The 18,918-nt window shown below is 70.4% G+C and carries 12 protein-coding genes; 9 read left to right on the forward strand and 3 right to left on the reverse strand.

All coding sequences use genetic code 11. The features are described 5' to 3' along the window. Window positions 1–5: 5 nt before the first annotated feature. Complete coding sequence (locus tag ACZ7HT_RS07805) at window positions 6–1,037, forward strand: alanine racemase (protein WP_471161260.1); 1,032 nt, start codon at window positions 6–8, stop codon at window positions 1,035–1,037. A 68-nt stretch (window positions 1,038–1,105) separates the two neighbouring features. Here ACZ7HT_RS07805 and ACZ7HT_RS07810 read toward each other — a convergent pair whose 3' ends face one another. Together ACZ7HT_RS07810 and ACZ7HT_RS07815 are read right to left on the reverse strand one after the other, a co-directional pair. Further along, a complete protein-coding gene (locus tag ACZ7HT_RS07810) occupies window positions 1,106–2,611 on the reverse strand; it encodes a glycosyltransferase family 87 protein (protein WP_471161263.1) in 1,506 nt (501 codons plus the stop codon). A 125-nt stretch (window positions 2,612–2,736) separates the two neighbouring features. Then, the gene (locus ACZ7HT_RS07815) at window positions 2,737–5,484 is read right to left on the reverse strand and encodes a transglycosylase domain-containing protein (RefSeq protein WP_471161266.1); all 2,748 of its coding nucleotides are present in this window, start codon (window positions 5,482–5,484) and stop codon (window positions 2,737–2,739) included. Window positions 5,485–5,855: 371 nt separating this feature from the next. On the opposite strand from ACZ7HT_RS07815, the gene ACZ7HT_RS07820 reads away from it, so the two are divergent. The 3 genes from ACZ7HT_RS07820 (at window position 5,856) to ACZ7HT_RS07830 (ending at window position 9,002) form a co-directional block, all read left to right on the forward strand. Further along, window positions 5,856–6,536, forward strand: coding sequence for a PadR family transcriptional regulator (locus ACZ7HT_RS07820; RefSeq protein ID WP_116159971.1), 681 nt, complete (start codon window positions 5,856–5,858; stop codon window positions 6,534–6,536). Between the two features lie 48 nt (window positions 6,537–6,584). Then, complete coding sequence (locus ACZ7HT_RS07825; RefSeq protein WP_471161270.1) at window positions 6,585–7,667, forward strand: inositol-3-phosphate synthase; 1,083 nt, start codon at window positions 6,585–6,587, stop codon at window positions 7,665–7,667. A 75-nt stretch (window positions 7,668–7,742) separates the two neighbouring features. Continuing rightward, window positions 7,743–9,002 (forward strand): MFS transporter, encoded by a 1,260-nt coding sequence (locus ACZ7HT_RS07830; RefSeq protein WP_471161273.1) that lies wholly within the window; start codon window positions 7,743–7,745, stop codon window positions 9,000–9,002. An 87-nt stretch (window positions 9,003–9,089) separates the two neighbouring features. On the opposite strand, the gene ACZ7HT_RS07835 is transcribed toward ACZ7HT_RS07830, so the two are convergent. Continuing rightward, window positions 9,090–10,532, reverse strand: coding sequence for a CCA tRNA nucleotidyltransferase (locus tag ACZ7HT_RS07835; RefSeq protein ID WP_471161276.1), 1,443 nt, complete (start codon window positions 10,530–10,532; stop codon window positions 9,090–9,092). Between the two features lie 198 nt (window positions 10,533–10,730). Here ACZ7HT_RS07835 and ACZ7HT_RS07840 point away from each other — a divergent pair, with 198 nt between their 5' ends. The 5 genes from ACZ7HT_RS07840 (at window position 10,731) to ACZ7HT_RS07860 (ending at window position 18,907) form a co-directional block, all read left to right on the forward strand. Continuing rightward, entirely contained in the window at window positions 10,731–13,094 is a 2,364-nt protein-coding gene (locus ACZ7HT_RS07840; protein ID WP_471161279.1) for a DUF6049 family protein, read from the forward strand. A 43-nt stretch (window positions 13,095–13,137) separates the two neighbouring features. Next, window positions 13,138–15,435: a murein biosynthesis integral membrane protein MurJ gene (murJ, locus tag ACZ7HT_RS07845; protein ID WP_471161282.1), complete on the forward strand. Its 2,298-nt coding sequence runs from the start codon at window positions 13,138–13,140 to the stop codon at window positions 15,433–15,435. 118 nt (window positions 15,436–15,553) lie between these two features. Beyond that, the gene (locus tag ACZ7HT_RS07850; RefSeq protein WP_471161284.1) at window positions 15,554–17,245 is read left to right on the forward strand and encodes a protein kinase family protein; all 1,692 of its coding nucleotides are present in this window, start codon (window positions 15,554–15,556) and stop codon (window positions 17,243–17,245) included. Window positions 17,246–17,270: 25 nt separating this feature from the next. Further along, window positions 17,271–17,972 (forward strand): RNA polymerase sigma factor SigM, encoded by a 702-nt coding sequence (sigM, locus tag ACZ7HT_RS07855; protein WP_471161286.1) that lies wholly within the window; start codon window positions 17,271–17,273, stop codon window positions 17,970–17,972. Further along, window positions 17,969–18,907, forward strand: a complete 939-nt coding sequence (locus ACZ7HT_RS07860; protein WP_471161289.1) for an anti-sigma factor — start codon at window positions 17,969–17,971, stop codon at window positions 18,905–18,907. The genes sigM and ACZ7HT_RS07860 overlap by 4 nt, the downstream gene beginning before the upstream one ends. Window positions 18,908–18,918 lie beyond the last annotated feature (11 nt).

Raw genomic sequence — 18,918 nt, forward strand, 5'->3', positions numbered from 1 at the left:
CGGCCATGGCGCTCTCCCTCTACGTCGACACCGCTCGCTGGCGGGCGCACCAGAAGACCGTCATCGACCAGTTCCCCGGTCTCATTCCGGTGTGCAAGGGCAACGGGTACGGCTTCGGACACGAGCGGCTCGCGGACGAGGCGGCCCGGTTCGGCGCCGACATCCTCGCCGTGGGCACCACGTACGAAGCCGCGAAGATCAAGGACTGGTTCGGTGGCGACCTGCTGGTCCTCACCCCCTTCCGCCGGGGTGAGGAACCGGTTCCGCTGCCCGACCGGGTGATCCGTTCGGTGTCGTCCGTGGACGGCGTCCACGCCCTGGTGGGCGCCCGGGTCGTGATCGAGTGCATGAGCTCGATGAAGCGGCACGGCGTGCGCGAGGAGGAGCTCCAGCAGCTCCACGCCGCCATCGAGGACGTCCGCCTGGAGGGCTTCGCCCTGCACCTGCCGCTCGACCGCCCGGACGGCACGGACGCGGTCGAGGAGGTCATCGCCTGGATGGACCGGCTGCGGGCCGCCCGGCTGCCGCTGCACACCATGTTCGTGAGCCACCTGCGGGCCGAGGAGCAGGCCCGGCTCCAGCAGCAGTTCCCGCAGACCCGCTTCCGCGCCCGGATCGGCACCCGGCTGTGGCTGGGCGACCACGAGGCCACGGAGTACCGGGGCGCCGTCCTGGACGTGACCCGGGTCGCCAAGGGCGACCGCTTCGGCTACCGCCAGCAGAAGGCCGCCTCGGACGGCTGGCTGGTCGTCGTCGCCGGCGGCACCTCCCACGGCGTGGGCCTGGAGGCCCCGAAGGCGATGCACGGCGTCATGCCCCGCGCCAAGGGCGTCGCCCGGGCGGGCCTCGCCACCGTGAACCGGAACCTCTCGCCCTTCGTCTGGGCCGGGAAGCAGCGCTGGTTCGCCGAGCCGCCGCACATGCAGGTGTCGATCCTGTTCGTGCCGGCCGACGCCCAGGAGCCCCGGGTCGGCGACGAGCTCGTGGCGCATCTGCGCCACACCACGACGCAGTTCGACCGCATCGTCGAGCGCTGAGCGGAGCGGAACACAGCCGAAACGCATCACCCCCGGGAGCCCTGCTCCCGGGGGTGATGCGTTTCCGTCTACTCGGGGGCGCCCCACGGGTCGTCCGTGGCGCCCCAGCGCACCCGCTGCGCCTCCTCCACGGCCGGGGCGGCGTGCCGGGCCGGATGGGCCGCCCTGCCCGCCACGACGACGTCCTCAGCGCCGTCCAGGACGCCGCCCGAGGGGTCGTCCGCGCCGTCCTGCCGGACCGGGTCCTTCTCGGGCGCCAGGATGTCGCGTACGACCATCGCGCACAGGTACAGCGTGCCGAGCAGGTGCAGGACGATCGCGAACTGGTAGCCGTCGACCGGGAGGCCCTGCTTGTTGCCGCTGCCCGTGTAGGCCAGGTACATCCAGACGCCGACGAAGTACATGACCTCGCAGGCCTGCCAGACCAGGAAGTCGCGCCAGCGCGGCCGGGCGAGCGCGGCCAGCGGGACCAGCCACAGGACGTACTGCGGTGAGTAGACCTTGTTCGTCAGCACGAACGCGGCGACGACCAGGAAGGCCAGCTGCACGAAGCGCGGCCTGCGCGGCGCCGTGAACGCCAGGTACGCGAGCCCCGCCACCGCCACCGCCATCAGCAGCAGCGCGTACAGATTGGCCCGGCCCGGGGTGATCAGGTCACCCGTCCGCTGGGTCACGAGCAGCCAGATCGAGCCGAAGTCGACGTTCCGGTCGCGGCTGAAGAGGTAGAACTGCTTCCACCCCTCCGGCGCGAGCAGCATCACGGGCACGTTCACGACCAGCCAGGAGCCCAGGAAGCCGAGCACCGCGGTCCCGTACGCCCGCCACTTCCCGGCCCGCCAGCAGAGCAGCAGCAGCGGACAGAGGAGCAGTATCGGGTAGAACTTGGCGGCGGTGGCCAGCCCGAGCAGGATCCCGAACGCCAGCGGCCGGCTCCGCGACCACATCAGGACGGCGGCGGCGGTCAGCGCGACGGCCAGTATGTCCCAGTTGATCGTGGCGGTGAGCGCGACCGAGGGCGCGAGGGCGACCAGCAGACCGTCCCAGGGGCGCAGCCGGTGCGTCCGGGCCACACAGACCGCCAGGACGGCCGCGCACACCATCAGCAGGCCCGCGTTGACCAGCCAGTACGACTGCTCCTGCTGGTTCAGTTCACCGCCGCCCGGCGTCAGCCAGGCGGCGACCTCCATGAAGAGCCCGGTCAGGACGGGGTACTCCAGAAACGGTATGTCGCCGCCCAGCCGGTCGAAGTAGGGGACCAGGCCGTCCGCGAAGCCCCGCCCGGCGAACAGGTGCGGGATGTCCGAGTAGCAGGCGTGGGTGTACTGGGAGGTCGTGCCCCGGAACCAGGCCCAGTTGTAGCAGGGCAGCTTCTGCACCATGCCGAGGGCGAACATGCCGATGGCCACGAGCGCGATCACCCGCACCGGCGTCAGCTGCCCGGTGGCGGCCGCCGCCCGGCGCCCGTAGGGGCCGCCGATCAGCTCGCTGCCCGCTGCGGCCACCTCGTCCCGGTGGGTGGGGATGACCGTCTGCGAGCGGTCCCGCGGCGCGCTCGACTTCTGGAGGCTCGGCATGGGGGACATCCTGCCGTACCGATCCGGGAAAACGCGGAGGGCCGCCGCGTCCGCTCCGTACGGAAGGTACGGAGCGGACGCGACGGCCCTCAGGACGCGCCTGGTTCTCCCTCAGGAGGGAGGGATCAGGGGAAGGTTCCGCCGGGTTTGCCGTTTCCTCCGCCACCACTGGAGCTGTCCGTCGGCGAATCGGTCGGCGTCGGATCGGTGGCGGGTGGTGTGGTCGTGGGCTGCCCGGTGTTGCCGCCCGCACCGCCCGGGTTGTTGCAGTTCCAGTCGAAGACGTCACAGGTCGACTTGCCCGGCTTCGGCGTCCTAGTCGGCTTCCCGGGGGGAGTCGTCGTCGGCGTGGCCGGGGGAGTCGTCGTCGGCGTCGCCGACTCGGTGGGCGTCTCGGTGGCCGTCGGCGTCGGCGTCGGGCTCTGCGCGCCACCGCCGAAGACGGGCTTGGCGCCCTCCAGCTTCTCCGGCTTCGGGAAGTCCTCGACCGGCATGTCCGCCACGGCGTCCGTCATGTACTCGCGCCAGATCCGCGAGGGGAACGACGAACCGTGGATCGTCGGCTGGTCACCCGTGCCGTACATCTTCTCGAACTTACGACCCTGCTTCGAGTCGTCGTCGTCGAAGCGGTACATGTCGATCGCCGTCGCCAGCTGCTTCGTGTAACCCACGAACCAGGCCGACATGTTGTCGTCGGTCGTACCGGTCTTGCCGGCGACCGCGCGACCCGGGATGCGCGCCTTGCGGCCGGTACCCCGGTCGTCGTCGACGACGGAACGCAGCACGTCGGTGACGTTGTTGGCGATGGCGGGGCTGAAGGCCCTCGTGGGCTTGGCCTCGTGCTTGTTGACGACGACGCCGTCCCGCTTGACCGTCTCGACGGAGTACGGGTCGTTCTGCTCACCCTCGTTGGCGAAGGTGGAGTACGCGCCGGCCATGCGGATGGCGCTCGGGCTGGAGACACCGAGGGAGAACGAGGGCACGTCGGCCTTGACCAGGGACTCCTCGCGGAGACCGGCCTTCATGGCCGCGTCGCGCACCTTGTCGATACCGACGTCCATGCCGAGCTGCACGTACGGCGAGTTGGCCGACTTGATCATGGCGTAGCGCAGGGAGACGGGGCCGTAGCTGGCGTTCTCGTCGTTGCTCTGCTTCCACTCCTTGCCCGTGTCGTCGAGCCAGATGTCCCCGTTGTACTTCCGGATCGTCAGGTCGTCCTTGCCGTTGTACAGGCTCTTGTCCGGGTCGACGATCGTGCGCTCGGACGCGTCCTGAACCGGCTCGCCGTCCTTGTCCCGGACGCCGTCCTTCATCGCGGCGGCGAGCACGAAGGGCTTGAACGTCGAACCGACCTGGGCACCGGTGCTGTCGGCGTTGCTGTTGAAGTGCTTGGTGGCGTCGGCGCCGCCGTAGATGGCGACGATCTTCCCGGTCGCCGTGTCGACCGAAGCGCCGCCGAACTGGACGTGCGTGTCCGTCGTCGGGCGCTTCTTCGGGTCGATGTTCTCCTTGATGACGTTCTTGATCGTGGCTTCCATCTTGTCCACCTTCTTCTTCTCGAAGGTGGTGTAGATCTCGTAGCCGCCGCGCTGCAGCTGCTGCTCGGTGATCCCGAACTGGTTGCGCATGTTCCCGTTGGCGGTGGAGACCAGGTAGCCGATCTGACCGCTCAGGTTGGCGCTCTTCTTGGGCTTCTCCACCTTGGGGAAGGTGGTGTACTTCGCCCGCTCCGCAGCCGAGAGGTGGTTGTCCTTCACCATCTCGTCGAGGATCCAGCTCCACCGCTTGGTGGCCCGCTTGGTGTTCGCCTCGGCCGTGGCGTTGGGATCGATGTCGGGGTAGCCGGCGGGGTCGTAGTACGTCGCGCCCTTCAGCACCGCGGCGAGCAGCGCCGACTCGCTGGCGTTGAGCTTGCCGACGTCCTTGTTGAAGTAGGCCCGGGCCGCCGCCTGGATACCGTACGCACCACGCCCGTAGTACGAGGTGTTCAGGTAGCCGGCCATGATCTGGTCCTTGCCGACCTCGTTGCCCACCTTCATGGAGATGAAGAGTTCCTTCACCTTCCGGGTGATGGTCTGCGACTGGTCGTCCAGGCGGTTGTTCTTCACGTACTGCTGGGTGATCGTCGAACCACCCTGGGTCTCGCCGCCCTTGGCCATGTTCCACACGGCGCGGGCGATACCCATGGGGTCGACACCGGAGTCATCCCAGAAGGTCTTGTTCTCCGCCGAGATCACGGCGTTCTGCATCGACTTCGGAATCTCGTCGAACGGGACGATCTGGCGGTTCGTGCCACTGCCCGTCGCGACCATCCGGGTCTTGTCGGCCCAGTAGTAGATGTTGTTCTGCGACCTCGCGGTGTCGGCCTCCTTGGGGACCTCCACCCGCGAGTACGCGATCGTCGCAACACCCATCAGGCTCGCGACGAAGAACAGGAACGTACCCGTCACGAGCTTCCACGACGGCATCCAGCGACGCCAGCCGTACTTTCCGTAACGCGGGTAGTCGATGATCCGCTTCTTGCCCGGCGGGCGCCCGCCGGAGCCCCGGCCCGGACCACTGCCTCGGCCACCGCCGCCACCGCCACCGCGCCGTCCTCCACCGGGACCGCCGGGGCCACCGGGGCCGGAATCGGCTCCCCGGCGGCGGCTGCCGCGCTGGGCGGCCCGCCGTGCCTCGGCGCGCCCTCCGTAGGGACGCTGCTCCTCTCCATAGGAGGAAGGAGGTCCGTACGAGGCCGAAGGGGCCCCCGTACCGACGTCATGGGCCGGGGCCGACCTGCGGCCCATCGGCTGCTGGGCAGCGCGCCGTGCCGCCGCGCGACCGCCCGTCGGCGGCTGCTGCGGCGGCATTTTGCGACGATGCTCGCTCATCGAACGACTACTCCTCGGGCAGGCGCGTACGCCTGGAAGCGGCAGTTGAGTTCCGGTCCCCCCGAAATGCGCACGTGAGAACCCCATCGGAGGTCCCCCCGTGGCGCAGCCGGTCACCCGCAGCACTGACGCCCCAGGGCATCGCTCGGTTCCCGGTGGTCTGCATGCCGCACAGACTACGCACGGCCAAATCCCTCCTAGAGCCGGACTTCATCCCAAATCAGGCAAGTCGAACGCTGTGAATTGACGATGTGACGCCGGTCACGGTGGGTCCGCTTGTCGAGACAGAGAGGCCGTTCTATCGTGCTGATGTATCGAGTCGATACATCAGCACGGCATAAGGGCCCCGAAGGCGGAGGAGGAGGCGACGGATGAGCAGACGCTCCGGCATCCTCGAATTCGCCGTTCTCGGCCTGCTGCGCGAGGCCCCCATGCACGGGTACGAGCTGCGGAAGCGCCTCAACACCTCGCTGGGCGTCTTCCGGGCCTTCAGCTACGGAACGCTGTACCCCTGCCTCAAGACGCTGGTCGCCAACGGCTGGTTGATCGAGGAGCCGGGCAGCGCCCCCGAGGAGGCCCTCGCCGCTTCACTCGCCGGACGCCGGGCCAAGATCGTCTACCGGTTGACCCCGGCAGGTAAGGAGCACTTCGAGGAGCTCCTCTCCCACACCGGCCCCGACGCCTGGGAGGACGAGCACTTCGCGGCGCGCTTCGCCTTCTTCGGGCAGACCGAGCGCGAGGTGCGGATGCGCGTGCTCGAGGGCCGCCGCAGCCGGCTGGAGGAGCGCCTGGAGAAGATGCGCGCCTCCCTCGTCCGGACCCGGGAGCGCCTGGACGACTACACGCTTGAGCTGCAGCGCCACGGCATGGAGTCCGTGGAGCGCGAAGTGCGCTGGCTGAACGAGCTCATCGAGAGCGAGCGGGCGGGACGGGATCAGCGATCCGGCCCCGACGCCCCCGCTCTGCACGACAACGATTCTGGAGAGACGGGCGGCCTGCCCCGGCACGGGGGCAGTACCCGGCCGGATCCGTCCGACGACACCGCCAAGTGAAACCCTGCGCACAGCAGGGCTTCCACGATCACACAGGGAGCAACCGGAATGGGTTCGGTTCGCGTAGCCATCGTCGGCGTGGGCAACTGCGCCGCCTCGCTGGTGCAGGGCGTCGAGTACTACAAGGACGCCGACCCGGCGACCAAGGTCCCCGGCCTCATGCACGTCCAGTTCGGCGAGTACCACGTCGGTGACGTCGAGTTCGTCGCCGCCTTCGACGTCGACGCGAAGAAGGTCGGCCTCGACCTCTCCGACGCCATCGGCGCCAGCGAGAACAACACCATCAAGATCTGCGACGTCCCGAACAAGGGCGTCACGGTCCAGCGCGGTCACACGCTCGACGGTCTCGGCAAGTACTACCGCCTGACCATCGAGGAGTCCGCCGAGGAGCCCGTCGACGTCGTCCAGATCCTCAAGGACCGCCAGGTCGACGTCCTCGTCTGCTACCTGCCCGTCGGCTCCGAGGCCGCGGCGAAGTTCTACGCCCAGTGCGCCATCGACGCCAAGGTCGCCTTCGTCAACGCCCTCCCGGTCTTCATCGCCGGCACCAAGGAGTGGGCGGACAAGTTCACCGAGGCCGGTGTCCCGATCGTCGGCGACGACATCAAGTCGCAGGTCGGCGCGACCATCACGCACCGCGTGATGGCGAAGCTGTTCGAGGACCGCGGTGTCCGCCTTGAGCGCACGATGCAGCTCAACGTCGGCGGCAACATGGACTTCAAGAACATGCTGGAGCGCGACCGCCTGGAGTCCAAGAAGATCTCCAAGACGCAGGCCGTCACCTCGCAGATCCCGGACCGCGAGCTGGGCGAGAAGAACGTCCACATCGGCCCCTCGGACTACGTGGCCTGGCTGGACGACCGCAAGTGGGCGTACGTCCGCCTCGAGGGCCGCGCCTTCGGCGACGTCCCGCTGAACCTGGAGTACAAGCTCGAGGTCTGGGACTCCCCGAACTCCGCGGGTGTCATCATCGACGCCCTGCGCGCCGCGAAGATCGCCAAGGACCGGGGCATCGGCGGCCCGATCCTCTCCGCGTCCTCGTACTTCATGAAGTCCCCGCCGGTGCAGTACTTCGACGACGAGGCCTTCGCCAACGTCGAGAAGTTCATCAAGGGTGAGGTCGAGCGCTAAAGCTCTTCACGCTTGTCGATCGAGGGTCCCCGAGGCACTGCCCGGGGGCCCTCTTCGTATGTGAGTCTTGCTGCCATGTCCGTCGTACGTGATCTGCGCGTACTCCTGCGCCTGCGGAACTTCCGCCGCCTGCTCGCCGTCCGGCTGCTCTCCCAGTGCGCCGACGGCGTCTACCAGGTGGCCCTGGCCACGTACGTCGTCTTCTCCCCCGAGAAACAGACCTCGCCCGGCGCGATCGCCTCCGCCATGGCGGTGCTCCTGCTCCCGTACTCGCTCGTCGGGCCCTTCGCCGGAGTGCTCCTCGACCGCTGGCAGCGGCGCCAGGTCTTCCTGTACGGGAACCTCCTGCGCGCCCTCCTCGCCGGCGGGACCGCAGCGCTCGTCCTCGCCTCCGTACCGGACTGGCTCTTCTACGCCTCCGCCCTCTCCGTCACCGCCGTCAACCGCTTCGTCCTGGCAGGGCTGTCGGCCTCCCTGCCGCGCGTCGTCGACGAGGAGCGGCTCGTCATCGCGAACTCCCTCTCGCCCACCGCCGGCACCCTCGCCGCGACCGTCGGCGGCGGTCTCGCGTTCGGTGTCCGGCTCCTCGCGGACAACTCCGACGCGGCCGTCGTGGCCTTCGGCGCCGTCCTCTATCTCTGCGCCGCCCTCACCTCGCTGCGGATGTCCCGGGAACTCCTCGGCCCCGATGCCGACCTCGTCCCGCAGTCCCTCGCCTCGGCCCTGAAGTCGACGGCCCGGGGCCTCGTCGCGGGACTGCGACACCTCGGCGAGCGGCGCCCCGCCGCCCGGGCGCTCACCGTGGTGGCCTTCATGCGCTTCTGCTACGGCGCCCTGCTCGTCGCCGTGCTCATGCTCTCCCGGTACGCATGGAGCTCCACGGACTCCGAGGGCCTCGGCCTGCTCGGGATCGCCGTCGCCGCGTCGGGCGCCGGATTCTTCGCCGCCGCCGTCGTCTCCCCCTGGGCGATCGGGCGGTTCGGGCCCTTCGGCTGGATGACCGTGTGCACGGCCGCGGCGGCCGTGCTGGTGCCGGTGCTCTGCCTGCCCTTCACCCCGGCCCCCTTCCTCGTCGCCGCCTTCGTCCTCGGGCTCATCACCCAGGGGGCGAAGATCGCGACGGACACGGTGGTCCAGACGGCCGTGGACGACTCCTACCGAGGGAGGGTCTTCTCGCTCTACGACGTGCTGTTCAACGTCGCCTTCGTGGGTGCGGCAGGCGTGGCGGCCCTGATGCTGCCACCCGACGGCCGCTCGCCCCTTCTCGTCGTACTGGTCGCCCTGATCTACGCGGCGCTCGCCGTGGCCCTGCGCCGGGAACGCCGGACGGGGTGACGTTTCACGTGAAACACCACCCCGTCTCCGAGTCGGTCGGGGCCGTGTTTCACGTGAAACATCGGCCCTTCCGGGCGCCGTCCCGGCTCAGTCGCGCGCTGCCCACCACTCCTTGAGCGCGGCGACGGCCTGGTCGTGCTCCATCGGACCGTTCTCCAGCCGGAGCTCAAGAAGGAACTTGTACGCCTGACCGATGGCCGGCCCGGGCCCGATGCCCAGGATCTCCTGGATCTGGTTGCCGTCGAGATCGGGACGGATCGAGTCCAGCTCCTCCTGCTCCTGGAGCTGGGCGATCCGCGTCTCAAGACCGTCGTAGGTCCGGGAGAGCGCTGCCGCCTTGCGCTTGTTGCGCGTGGTGCAGTCCGAGCGGGTCAGCTTGTGCAGGCGCGAGAGCAGCGGCCCTCCGTCGCGGACGTAGCGACGCACGGCCGAGTCGGTCCACTCGCCGCTCCCGTAGCCGTGGAAGCGCAGGTGCAGCTCCACGAGACGCGAGACGTCCTTGATCATCTCGTTGGAGTACTTGAGCGCGGTCATGCGCTTCTTGGTCATCTTCGCGCCGACCACCTCGTGGTGGTGGAAGGAGACCCGGCCGTCCTTCTCGAAGCGGCGGGTGCGCGGCTTGCCGATGTCGTGGAGCAGGGCGGCGAGCCTCAGCACCAGATCGGGTCCGTCCTCCTCCAGGTCGATCGCCTGCTCGAGGACGATCAGGGAGTGCTCGTAGACGTCCTTGTGCCGGTGGTGCTCGTCGCTCTCCAGCCGCAGGGCGGGAAGCTCGGGCATCACGTGCTCGGCGAGACCCGTGTCCACGAGGAGCCCGAGGCCCTTGCGGGGGTGAGCCGAGAGCAGCAGCTTGTTGAGCTCCTCACGGACGCGCTCGGCGGAGACGATCTCGATCCGGCCCGACATCTCCTTCATGGCCGTCACGACCTCGGGGGCGACCTCGAAGTCCAGCTGTGCGGCGAACCGCGCGGCCCGCATCATGCGCAGGGGGTCGTCGGAGAAGGACTCCTCCGGCGTACCCGGTGTGCGCAGCACCCGGGCGGCCAGGTCCTCAAGACCGCCGTACGGGTCGATGAACTCCTTCTCGGGGAGCGCCACGGCCATGGCGTTGACGGTGAAGTCACGCCGGACGAGGTCCTCGTCGATGGAGTCGCCGTAGGAGACCTCGGGCTTCCGGGAGGTCCGGTCGTACGCCTCGGAGCGGTACGTGGTGACCTCGACCTGGTAGCCCGCCTTCTGGCAACCGACGGTGCCGAAGGCGATGCCGACCTCCCACACCGCGTCGGCCCACGGGCGGACGATCTTCAGTACGTCCTCGGGGCGGGCGTCGGTGGTGAAGTCCAGGTCGTTGCCGAGCCGGCCGAGCAACGCGTCCCGCACCGAGCCGCCGACCAGCGCGAGGCTGAACCCGGCGTCCTGGAAACGGCGGGCGAGGTCGTCGGCGACGGGGGACACACGCAGCAGTTCACTGACCGCGCGGCGTTGCACCTGGCTCAGTGCAGTCGGGGTGTCTTCGTTGGCGTTCGGCACAACAGAAAAGGGTACGTGCCCCGGCTCACCCTGACGTCCCCGTTTATCGCCCGGGCGCCCGGCACGGACCGGTCGAAGATCGCCTGGAGCAGTCCCCGGCACTTGCCCCCAGCGTGCCTCGTTACCATGCCTGGACACAGCAACCGGGAACCACCGATTCCTGTGTCACCACAGACAACGACGAGGACGGGCGAACGCGTGGCCGAGGCGGCAGACATCCAGGGAACCAGTCCCTCACCTGCCCGCCGATGGCTGCGGCGCACGATCACCGTCGCCTTCGGCGCGCCGCTCCTCGCCGGCCTGCTCCAGGGCCCGGTCACCGCCGCCCCGGCGACCGCCACCGAGGACGTCGGCGGCTCCAGGACCGTCGATGTGGCACTCGACACGCTCGCCCCGAGCGCTCCGGTCGAGGGCGACACCGTCACGATCACCGGCACGGTGACCAACCGCGGCAAGAAGGCCGTCACCGACGCGACCGTGAACCTGCGCGTCGGACCGAGGATGACGAGCCGCAGCGAGATCGAGCAGGTCGCGGGGCGTACCGGCTTCCGGAACGACAGCGACCCCGCTCCCCTCGACGGCGCCCCCAAGGTCAAGATCCCCCGGCTCGGCGCCGGCCTCAGCAGCGACTTCTCGATGTCCGTCCCCGTCTCCGAGCTCGGGCTCGACGAGGAGGGCGTCTACCAGCTGGGCGTCTCCCTCACCGGGCAGACCTCCGACCGGCAGTACGACCGGGTGCTCGGCATCGAGCGGACCTTCCTGCCGTACCAGCCCGAGGCCGCCGAGAAGAAGACCCAGCTCACCTACCTCTGGCCGCTGATCGCCTCGGCGCACGTCTCCGCGCAGACGGCCACGGACGACCAGCAGACCCCGGTCTTCCAGGACGACGACCTGGCGGACGAGCTGCGTCCGGGCGGTCGCCTGGACCAGCTGGTCTCGCTGGGCAAGGACCTTCCGGTCACCTGGGTGGTCGACCCGGACCTCCTGGCCTCCGTCGACGCCATGGCGAACGGCTACCGCGTCAAGGACGGCGACCGGGACGTCCCCGGCAGGAACCAGGCTCTCGCCGAGCGGTGGCTGGACGCGCTGGAGAAGGCGGTCCAGGGCAACAAGGTCGTCGCCCTGCCCTTCGCCGACCCCGACCTGGCCTCGCTCGCCCACCGGGGCAAGGACGTCCCCGGCTCCCTCGGACACCTCCAGTCGGCGACCTCCCTGGCCGGCATGACGGTCGAGACCGTCCTCCACGTGCAGGCGTCCACCGACTTCGCCTGGCCCGTCGACGGAGCCGTCGACCCCGCCATCGCGGCCGTCGCCACCTCCGCCGGCGCCGACAAGGTGATCGCCCGCAGCGACAGCGTCCGCGACGACCTTCCCTACACCGCCACGGCCGCCCGCCCCCTCGGCAACGGCAGCACCACGGCCGTGGTGAGCGACGCGCTCCTGTCCACCGCCTTCGAAGGGGACATGGTCCGCGCCGAGAACTCCACGCTCGCGGTCCAGGAGTTCCTCGCCCAGTCCCTCGCGGTCACCCTGGAGCAGCCGGAGGACCAGCGGAGCATCGTGGTCGCCCCGCAGCGGATGCCGACCACGGCCCAGGCCCAGGCCATGGCGACCGCCCTGGAGGGCCTCTCCGGGCGGCGCTGGACCCAGCCGAGCGACCTCCTCGCGGCCGCCGCCGCCAAGCCGGACCCGGACGCCTCCACCACGGTGCCGAGCAGCTCCCGCTACCCGAAGAAGCTGCGGGACCACGAGCTCCCGGTCCAGGCCTTCCGTGACATGAAGTCCACGCGGGACGAGCTGGACGACTTCAAGGTCGTCCTGACCCAGCCGGAACGCGTCGTGACGCCGTTCGGCAACGCGATCGACCGCGAGATGTCGACCTCCTGGCGCGGTGAGGCCCGGGCGGCCGCGATCTACCGGAACAGCGTCCTGGACTACCTCCAGAGCCTCACCAAGGGCGTCCAGCTCGTCGACAAGTCGGACCTCACGCTCTCCGGCCGCAGCGCGACGATCCCCGTGACCGTCCAGAACAAGCTGCTCCAGGACGTGGACCATCTGGTGCTGCGCCTCACCTCCGCCAACAAGAACCGGCTCGAGCTGGACGGCGACGGCTACCAAGAGCTCCCGGTGAAGGTCGGCGGCGGACACAGCCAGTCGGTGAAGTTCACCGCCTCGGCGAACGTCAACGGCCAGGTGCCGATGACGGCCCAGCTCTACACGCAGGACGGCACCCCGTACGGGCAGCCGATGAACTTCACCGTGAAGGTCTCCGAGATCACTCCCACGGTGATGCTCGTGATCGCCGGCGGTGTGCTCCTGCTCGTCCTCGCCGGTGTCCGCATGTACAGCCAGCGCAAGCGGGTGGCCGCCCGGAACGCCGAGGCCGAGGCGGCGGAGGCGGCGGAGACCGCCGGGGACGACGCCGACTCCGAGCCCGGCCAGGACGGGCCCGGCGAGGAGGAAGCCCGCGGGGACGAACCCGGGCAGCCGAGTGACCTGACACCGGACACCGGGCCCGAAAGCGGCGACCCGTCGGGCCCGGGTGAGAAAGTGGACCGTTGAGCGATGTCGTGGCCGGTCGGCCGGGGACGATGAGGTGGGGCAGATGAACGCGCCGTACGACGGTGACCGCGGCCAGGGCGCGGGCGGCCCGGCGCCGTCCGGTGGGACGCCCGTGGCGCCTCCCGGTGCCGGCCACCCGCCGGTGCCGCCCCCGCACCAGGGCGCCCCTGCCCCGCAGGGACAGGACCCCTACGCGCAGAACCCGCAGGGACAGGACCCCTACGCGCAGGAGCGCCAGGGGCAGGCTCCGTATGCGCAGGACCGTCAGGGCGAGGACCCTTACGCCCAGGACCCGTACGTCCAGGACGCCTACGCCCACGACCCGTACCGGGCGCAGGACATGTCCGCGCAGGACCCGGTGACCGAGGCGCTCTACGACCGCGCCGCGCACCCGCCGCCCCCGCCCGGCACCTACCAGGACCCGCACGCGCTGTACCAGCAGCCCGCCGCGCCGCAGCACGCCCCCGACCCGCGGGTGTGGGCGCAGACCCCGGCGCCCGAGCCGGACGGCCCCTCGCGCCACCTGCCGTACGGCGACGACGCGCGCTCGGTCCAGTTCACCGGGGTCGACGACCTGGTGACCCGGGCCGGCGAGGAGACGCCCGAGCCGGACGCGTTCGCGCACCTCTACCGGGACCAGCAGGCGCCCGGCCAGGTGCCCCAGCCCGCCCCGGAGCCGGACCCGCTGCCCGCGCCCGCCCCGAAGAAGTCCGGCCGTGCCTCCGGGCTGCTCAAGTCGAGCGCGGTGATGGCGGCCGGCACCCTGGTGTCCCGGCTGACCGGCTTCGTCCGCAGCCTGGTGATCACCGGCGCGCTCGGCGCGGCCCTGCTCGGTGACACCTTCACGATCGCCTACACCCTGCCGACGATGATCTACATCCTCACCGTCGGCGGTGGCCTCAACTCGGTCTTCGTCCCCCAGCTCGTGCGCTCGATGAAGAACGACGAGGACGGCGGCGAGGCCTACGCCAACCGCCTGCTCACCCTGGTCATGGTGGCGCTCGGCCTCATCGTGGCCCTGGCCGTCTTCGCGGCGCCGCTGCTGATCCGGCTGATGTCGAACACCATCGCCGACGACGCCGCGGCCAACAGCGTGGCCGTGACCTTCGCCCGCTACTGCCTGCCCACGATCTTCTTCATGGGCGTGCACGTGGTGATGGGCCAGATCCTCAACGCGCGGGGCAAGTTCGGCGCGATGATGTGGACCCCGGTCCTCAACAACATCGTCATGATCGTCACCTTCGGCCTGTTCATCTGGGTCTACGGCACCTCCGCCGAGTCCCACATGGGCGTGCAGACCATCCCGGACGAGGGCATCCGCCTCCTCGGCATCGGCACCCTGCTCGGCCTCGTGGTCCAGGCGCTCGCGATGATCCCGTACCTGCGCGAGACGGGCTTCCGCTTCCGTCCCCGCTTCGACTGGAAGGGCCACGGGCTCGGCAAGACGGTCAAGCTGGCCAAGTGGACCGTGCTCTTCGTCCTCGCCAACCAGGCGGGCGTCCTGGTCGTCACCCAGCTCGCCACCGCCGCCGGTGAGGAGTCCGGGAGGAACGGTGCCGGCTTCCTCGCCTACTCCAACGCCCAGCTGATCTGGGGCATGCCGCAGGCCATCATCACGGTCTCCGTCATGGCCGCGCTGCTGCCGCGGATCTCCCGCGCCGCCCACGACGACGACCCCGGCGCCGTCCGGGACGACATCTCGCAGGGCCTGCGGAACTCGGCCGTCGCGATCGTCCCGGTCGCCTTCGCCTTCCTGGCGCTCGGCGTCCCGATGTGCACCCTGCTCTACGCCTCCAGCGGCATCGAGGCCGCCCAGGGCATGGGCTTCATCCTGATGGCCTTCGGCCTCGGCCTGATCCCGTACTCCGTCCAGTACGTCGTGCTCCGCGGCTTCTACGCCTACGAGGACACCCGGACGCCGTTCTACAACACGGTGATCGTCGCCGCCGTCAACGCGGCCGCCTCGGCGGTCTGTTACGTCGTCCTGCCCGCCCAGTGGGCGGTCGTCGGCATGGCTGCCTCGTACGGGCTCGCCTACGCCGTCGGTGTCGGCATCGCCTGGCGCCGGCTCAGCAAGCGCCTCGGGGGCGACCTGGACGGCACCCACGTGCTGCGGACCTACGCGCGGCTCTGCATGGCCTCCGTGCCCGCCGCGATCGTCGCCGGCGCCGTCGGGTTCGGCCTGCTGAAGCTGCTCGGCGAGGGCGCCCTCGGCTCGCTCGTCGCCCTCGCGGTCGGCGGGGCGGTGCTCCTCGGCGTCTTCTTCGTCGCGGCGAAGCGCATGCGGATCGCGGAGCTGAACGCCCTGGTCGGCATGGTCCGCGGACGCCTGGGACGCTGAACGGGGCGGTCCCGCACAACCATCGGCGGGGGCCGTGTGTCGTGCATAGGGCCGGACTGTGGGCACAATTGGCTTGGCTGTTGGATGTGGCACAACGGATGGGGAGGCAGGAACGACGGTGGCGGAACGTAGCACGGCTGCCGTCGACGTGGCCGACAACAGCGGTGACGACCCGCTGACCGCCAAGGCGGACACGGCCGCGACCGACGGGGTGGCGGAAGAGCAGAAGACGGCGGAGAAGACCGCTGAGGCCACGGAGAACAAGACGGTCGAACGACAGGGCGGCGAGCAGCCCTCCATCGCGGCGCCCGAACTGCACAGCGGCCACAAGCTGGCCAGACGCTACCGGCTGGAGGAGTGCGTCACCCGTCTGGACGGGTTCAGCAGCTGGCGTGCCGTCGACGAGAAGCTGCGCCGCGCGGTCGGGGTCCACCTGCTGCCGGCCGACCACCCCCGAGCCCGGTCGGTGCTTGCCGCGGCCCGCTCCTCGGCCCTCCTCGGCGACCCCCGGTTCGTCCAGGTCCTCGACGCCGTCGAGGAGAACGACCTCGTGTACGTCGTGCACGAGTGGCTGCCGGACTCCACCGAGCTGACCGCGCTGCTCGCGGCCGGCCCCCTGGAGCCGCACGACGCCTATCAGCTCGTCAGCCAGGTCTCCCAGGCCATGGCCGCCGCGCACCGCGAGGGCCTCGCCCACCTCCGGCTCACGCCGAGCGCCGTCCTGCGCAGCTCCACCGGCCAGTACCGGATCCGCGGCCTGGCCGTGAACGCCGCCCTGCGCGGCATCACCGCCGAGCGTCCGCAGCGCACCGACACCGAGGCCATCGGCGCCCTGCTGTACGCCGCGCTCACCCAGCGCTGGCCGTACGACAGCGACGCCTACGGGCTCTCCGGGCTTCCCAAGGGCGTCGGACTGCTGCCGCCGGACCAGGTCCGTGCCGGCGTCCACCGTGGCCTCTCCGAGATCGCCATGCGCGCGCTCGCCAACGACGGGGCAACCGCCTCGCGTCAGGAGCCGCCCTGCACCACTCCGGACGAGCTGGCCAAGGCCGTGGCGGCGATGCCCCGCGTCAAGCCGCCGGAGCCCGCGTTCACCGCGCCGCCCGAGTACCAGCACACGACCTACCAGCAGGGCACCTACGGACGCCCCCAGCCGCGTCCCCCGGTCACCCAGCCGGTCGTCGTCCCGCCGGCCCCGCTGGAGAGCCGTACGGGCAAGGCGCTGAAGTGGGCCGTCTCGGCACTGCTGATCGCCGCGCTCGGCCTCGGCAGCTGGCAGATCGCGAACCGGCTGCTCGCACCGGAGTCCAAGGACGAGACGCCGATAGTGCACCCCTCGGTCGACGAGAAGCCCGCGCCGCCGAAGCCGATCGCCATCTCGTCCGCCCAGGACTTCGACCCGCCCCCCGGGGGCAACGGCGAGGAGTACCCGGAGTCCGTGCCGAACGTCTACGACGGCGATCCGAGCACCTTCTGGCACACCAAGAACTACACCACCGCGAACTTCGGCAACCTGAAGACCGGCGTCGGGATCGTGCTGGACCTGGGCTCGTCCCAGAAGGTCAGGGAGGTCGACCTGTCGCTCGTGGGACGCACCTCGGTGGAGATCCGCACGGCGCCCGACGGAACCTCCTCGGTGCCGTCCACGGCCGACGGGTTCACCACCCAGGCATCCGACGCCGGCAGCGATCTGAAGCTGAAGCTCACCAAGCCGGTCACGACCCGCTACGTTCTGGTCTGGCTGACGGAGCTGCCCCTCACCGAGGGCGAGTTCCGCGGCCAGCTGACCGAAGTCAAGGTCATGGGCTGACGACCACAGGGGAGGGGGCTCACCGTTGGACCGTCCGATAGACGCAGTGGACGACCGGGAACTCCTGGCACGTCATGTCGCCGGGGACCCCGATGCCTTCGGTGAGCTCGTGCGGCGTCATCGCGACCGGCTGTGGGCGGTGGCGCTGCGGACGCTGGGGGACCGCGAGGAGGCCGCTGACGCCGTCCAGGACGCTCTGATCTCCGCCTTCCGGGCCGCCCACACCTTCCGCGGCCAGTCGGCCGTCACGACCTGGCTCCACCGCATCACGGTGAACGCCTGCATCGACCGTGCCCGCAAGACCGCCTCTCGCAAGACCTCGTCCGTCGACGACACCGACCGCTTCGAGCAGCTCCTCGAACCCCACGAGTCCGCCGAGGCTCCCGCCGAGCGCCAGGACCTCCACCGGGAGCTGCTGGCCGCGCTCGCCACCCTTCCTCCGGACCAGCGGGCCGCCCTCGTCCTGGTCGACATGCAGGGATACCCCGTCGCCGAGGCGGCCCGTATCCTCGGCGTCCCCACCGGGACCGTGAAGAGCCGCTGCGCACGCGGACGGGCACGCCTCCTTCCGATGGTCACTCATCTGCGCGCCGACACCGTGGGTAACGAGGCCGCCGAAGGGGGAAGGAACCGGACGCCGGGGACATCCGTCCCACCGGTGCCGGGGCCGACGGATACCGGACCGACAGATCCAGCTGCTGTGAAGGGCGGAGGTGGGCGCACGTGACTTCCACGGCCGGCAGGGCCGACACCACACAGCACCCGGACGTCTCGGAGATCTCCGATCTGACCGAGGGGCTGCTCCCGCCGTCCCGCTCGGCAGCCGTACGGCGGCATCTGGACGGCTGCGCCCTCTGCGCGGACGTGCGGTCCTCCCTGGAGGAGATCAGGGGCCTCCTCGGGACCCTGCCGGGGCCGCCCCGCATGCCCGCCGAGATCGCCGGGCGGATCGACGCCGCCCTGGCGGCCGAAGCCCTCCTCAACGCGACCTCCCCGGAACACGACACCCCTGTTTCACGTGAAACGTCGCGCTCTGCGGCCGAGACCGCCCCTCCCGCATCGCCCTCCCCTGCCGCGGACCGCCCCGCCGGACGCCCCCGGGCCGCCACCGGCCCCGGACGCCCCGGAAAGCCCCGCCGCCGCCGGATCGCGCTGCTCTCCACGATCGGTGCCGCCTTCGGAGCCGTGGTCCTCGGAACGAGCCTGTATCTCAGCCAGACGGGCAACCTGACCGCCGGCAGCGCGGAGCAGGGAGCCAAGAAGGCAGACGCCGTCGCCAGCGCCCCCCTCAGCCCCTTCTCCGGTGCACCCGTCGAGGACCGCGTCCATGCCCTCCTCAGCGAGAAGCCCGCACCCAAGACCCCCCAGGGAGTCGGGCCCGAATCCCTGTCCGCCCAGACCGGTGGTGAGACGCCCCAACGCAGCAAGGACGCCACCGTTCCCGGCTGTGTCCTGGCCGGCACCGGCCGCAGCGACGGGGTGCTCGGCTACGAGCGCGGCGAGTACCAGGGAACAGCCGCCTATCTGCTCGTCCTGACGGATCCGGCGGACAGCACCCGCGTCCAGGCCTACGTGCTCGACGCCTCCTGTGCCGACCGGCCGACGGAAAGTGGAAGCCCGGCCGCCGATCTGCTGCTCAGCCGAACGTACCCGCGCTCCTGACCTCTCTCCCC

Source organism: Streptomyces sp. NPDC037410, assembly GCF_055602235.1.

What these genes read in the sequence shown, in the direction of transcription:
- ACZ7HT_RS07805 (WP_471161260.1), top strand. Translation starts at nt 6, where the DNA reads ATGGCGCTCTCCCTCTACGTCGACACCGCTCGCTGGCGGGCGCACCAG.
- ACZ7HT_RS07810 (WP_471161263.1), bottom strand. Translation starts at nt 2,611, where the DNA reads ATGCCGAGCCTCCAGAAGTCGAGCGCGCCGCGGGACCGCTCGCAGACG.
- ACZ7HT_RS07815 (WP_471161266.1), bottom strand. Translation starts at nt 5,484, where the DNA reads ATGAGCGAGCATCGTCGCAAAATGCCGCCGCAGCAGCCGCCGACGGGC.
- ACZ7HT_RS07820 (WP_116159971.1), top strand. Translation starts at nt 5,856, where the DNA reads ATGAGCAGACGCTCCGGCATCCTCGAATTCGCCGTTCTCGGCCTGCTG.
- ACZ7HT_RS07825 (WP_471161270.1), top strand. Translation starts at nt 6,585, where the DNA reads ATGGGTTCGGTTCGCGTAGCCATCGTCGGCGTGGGCAACTGCGCCGCC.
- ACZ7HT_RS07830 (WP_471161273.1), top strand. Translation starts at nt 7,743, where the DNA reads ATGTCCGTCGTACGTGATCTGCGCGTACTCCTGCGCCTGCGGAACTTC.
- murJ (WP_471161282.1), top strand. Translation starts at nt 13,138, where the DNA reads ATGAACGCGCCGTACGACGGTGACCGCGGCCAGGGCGCGGGCGGCCCG.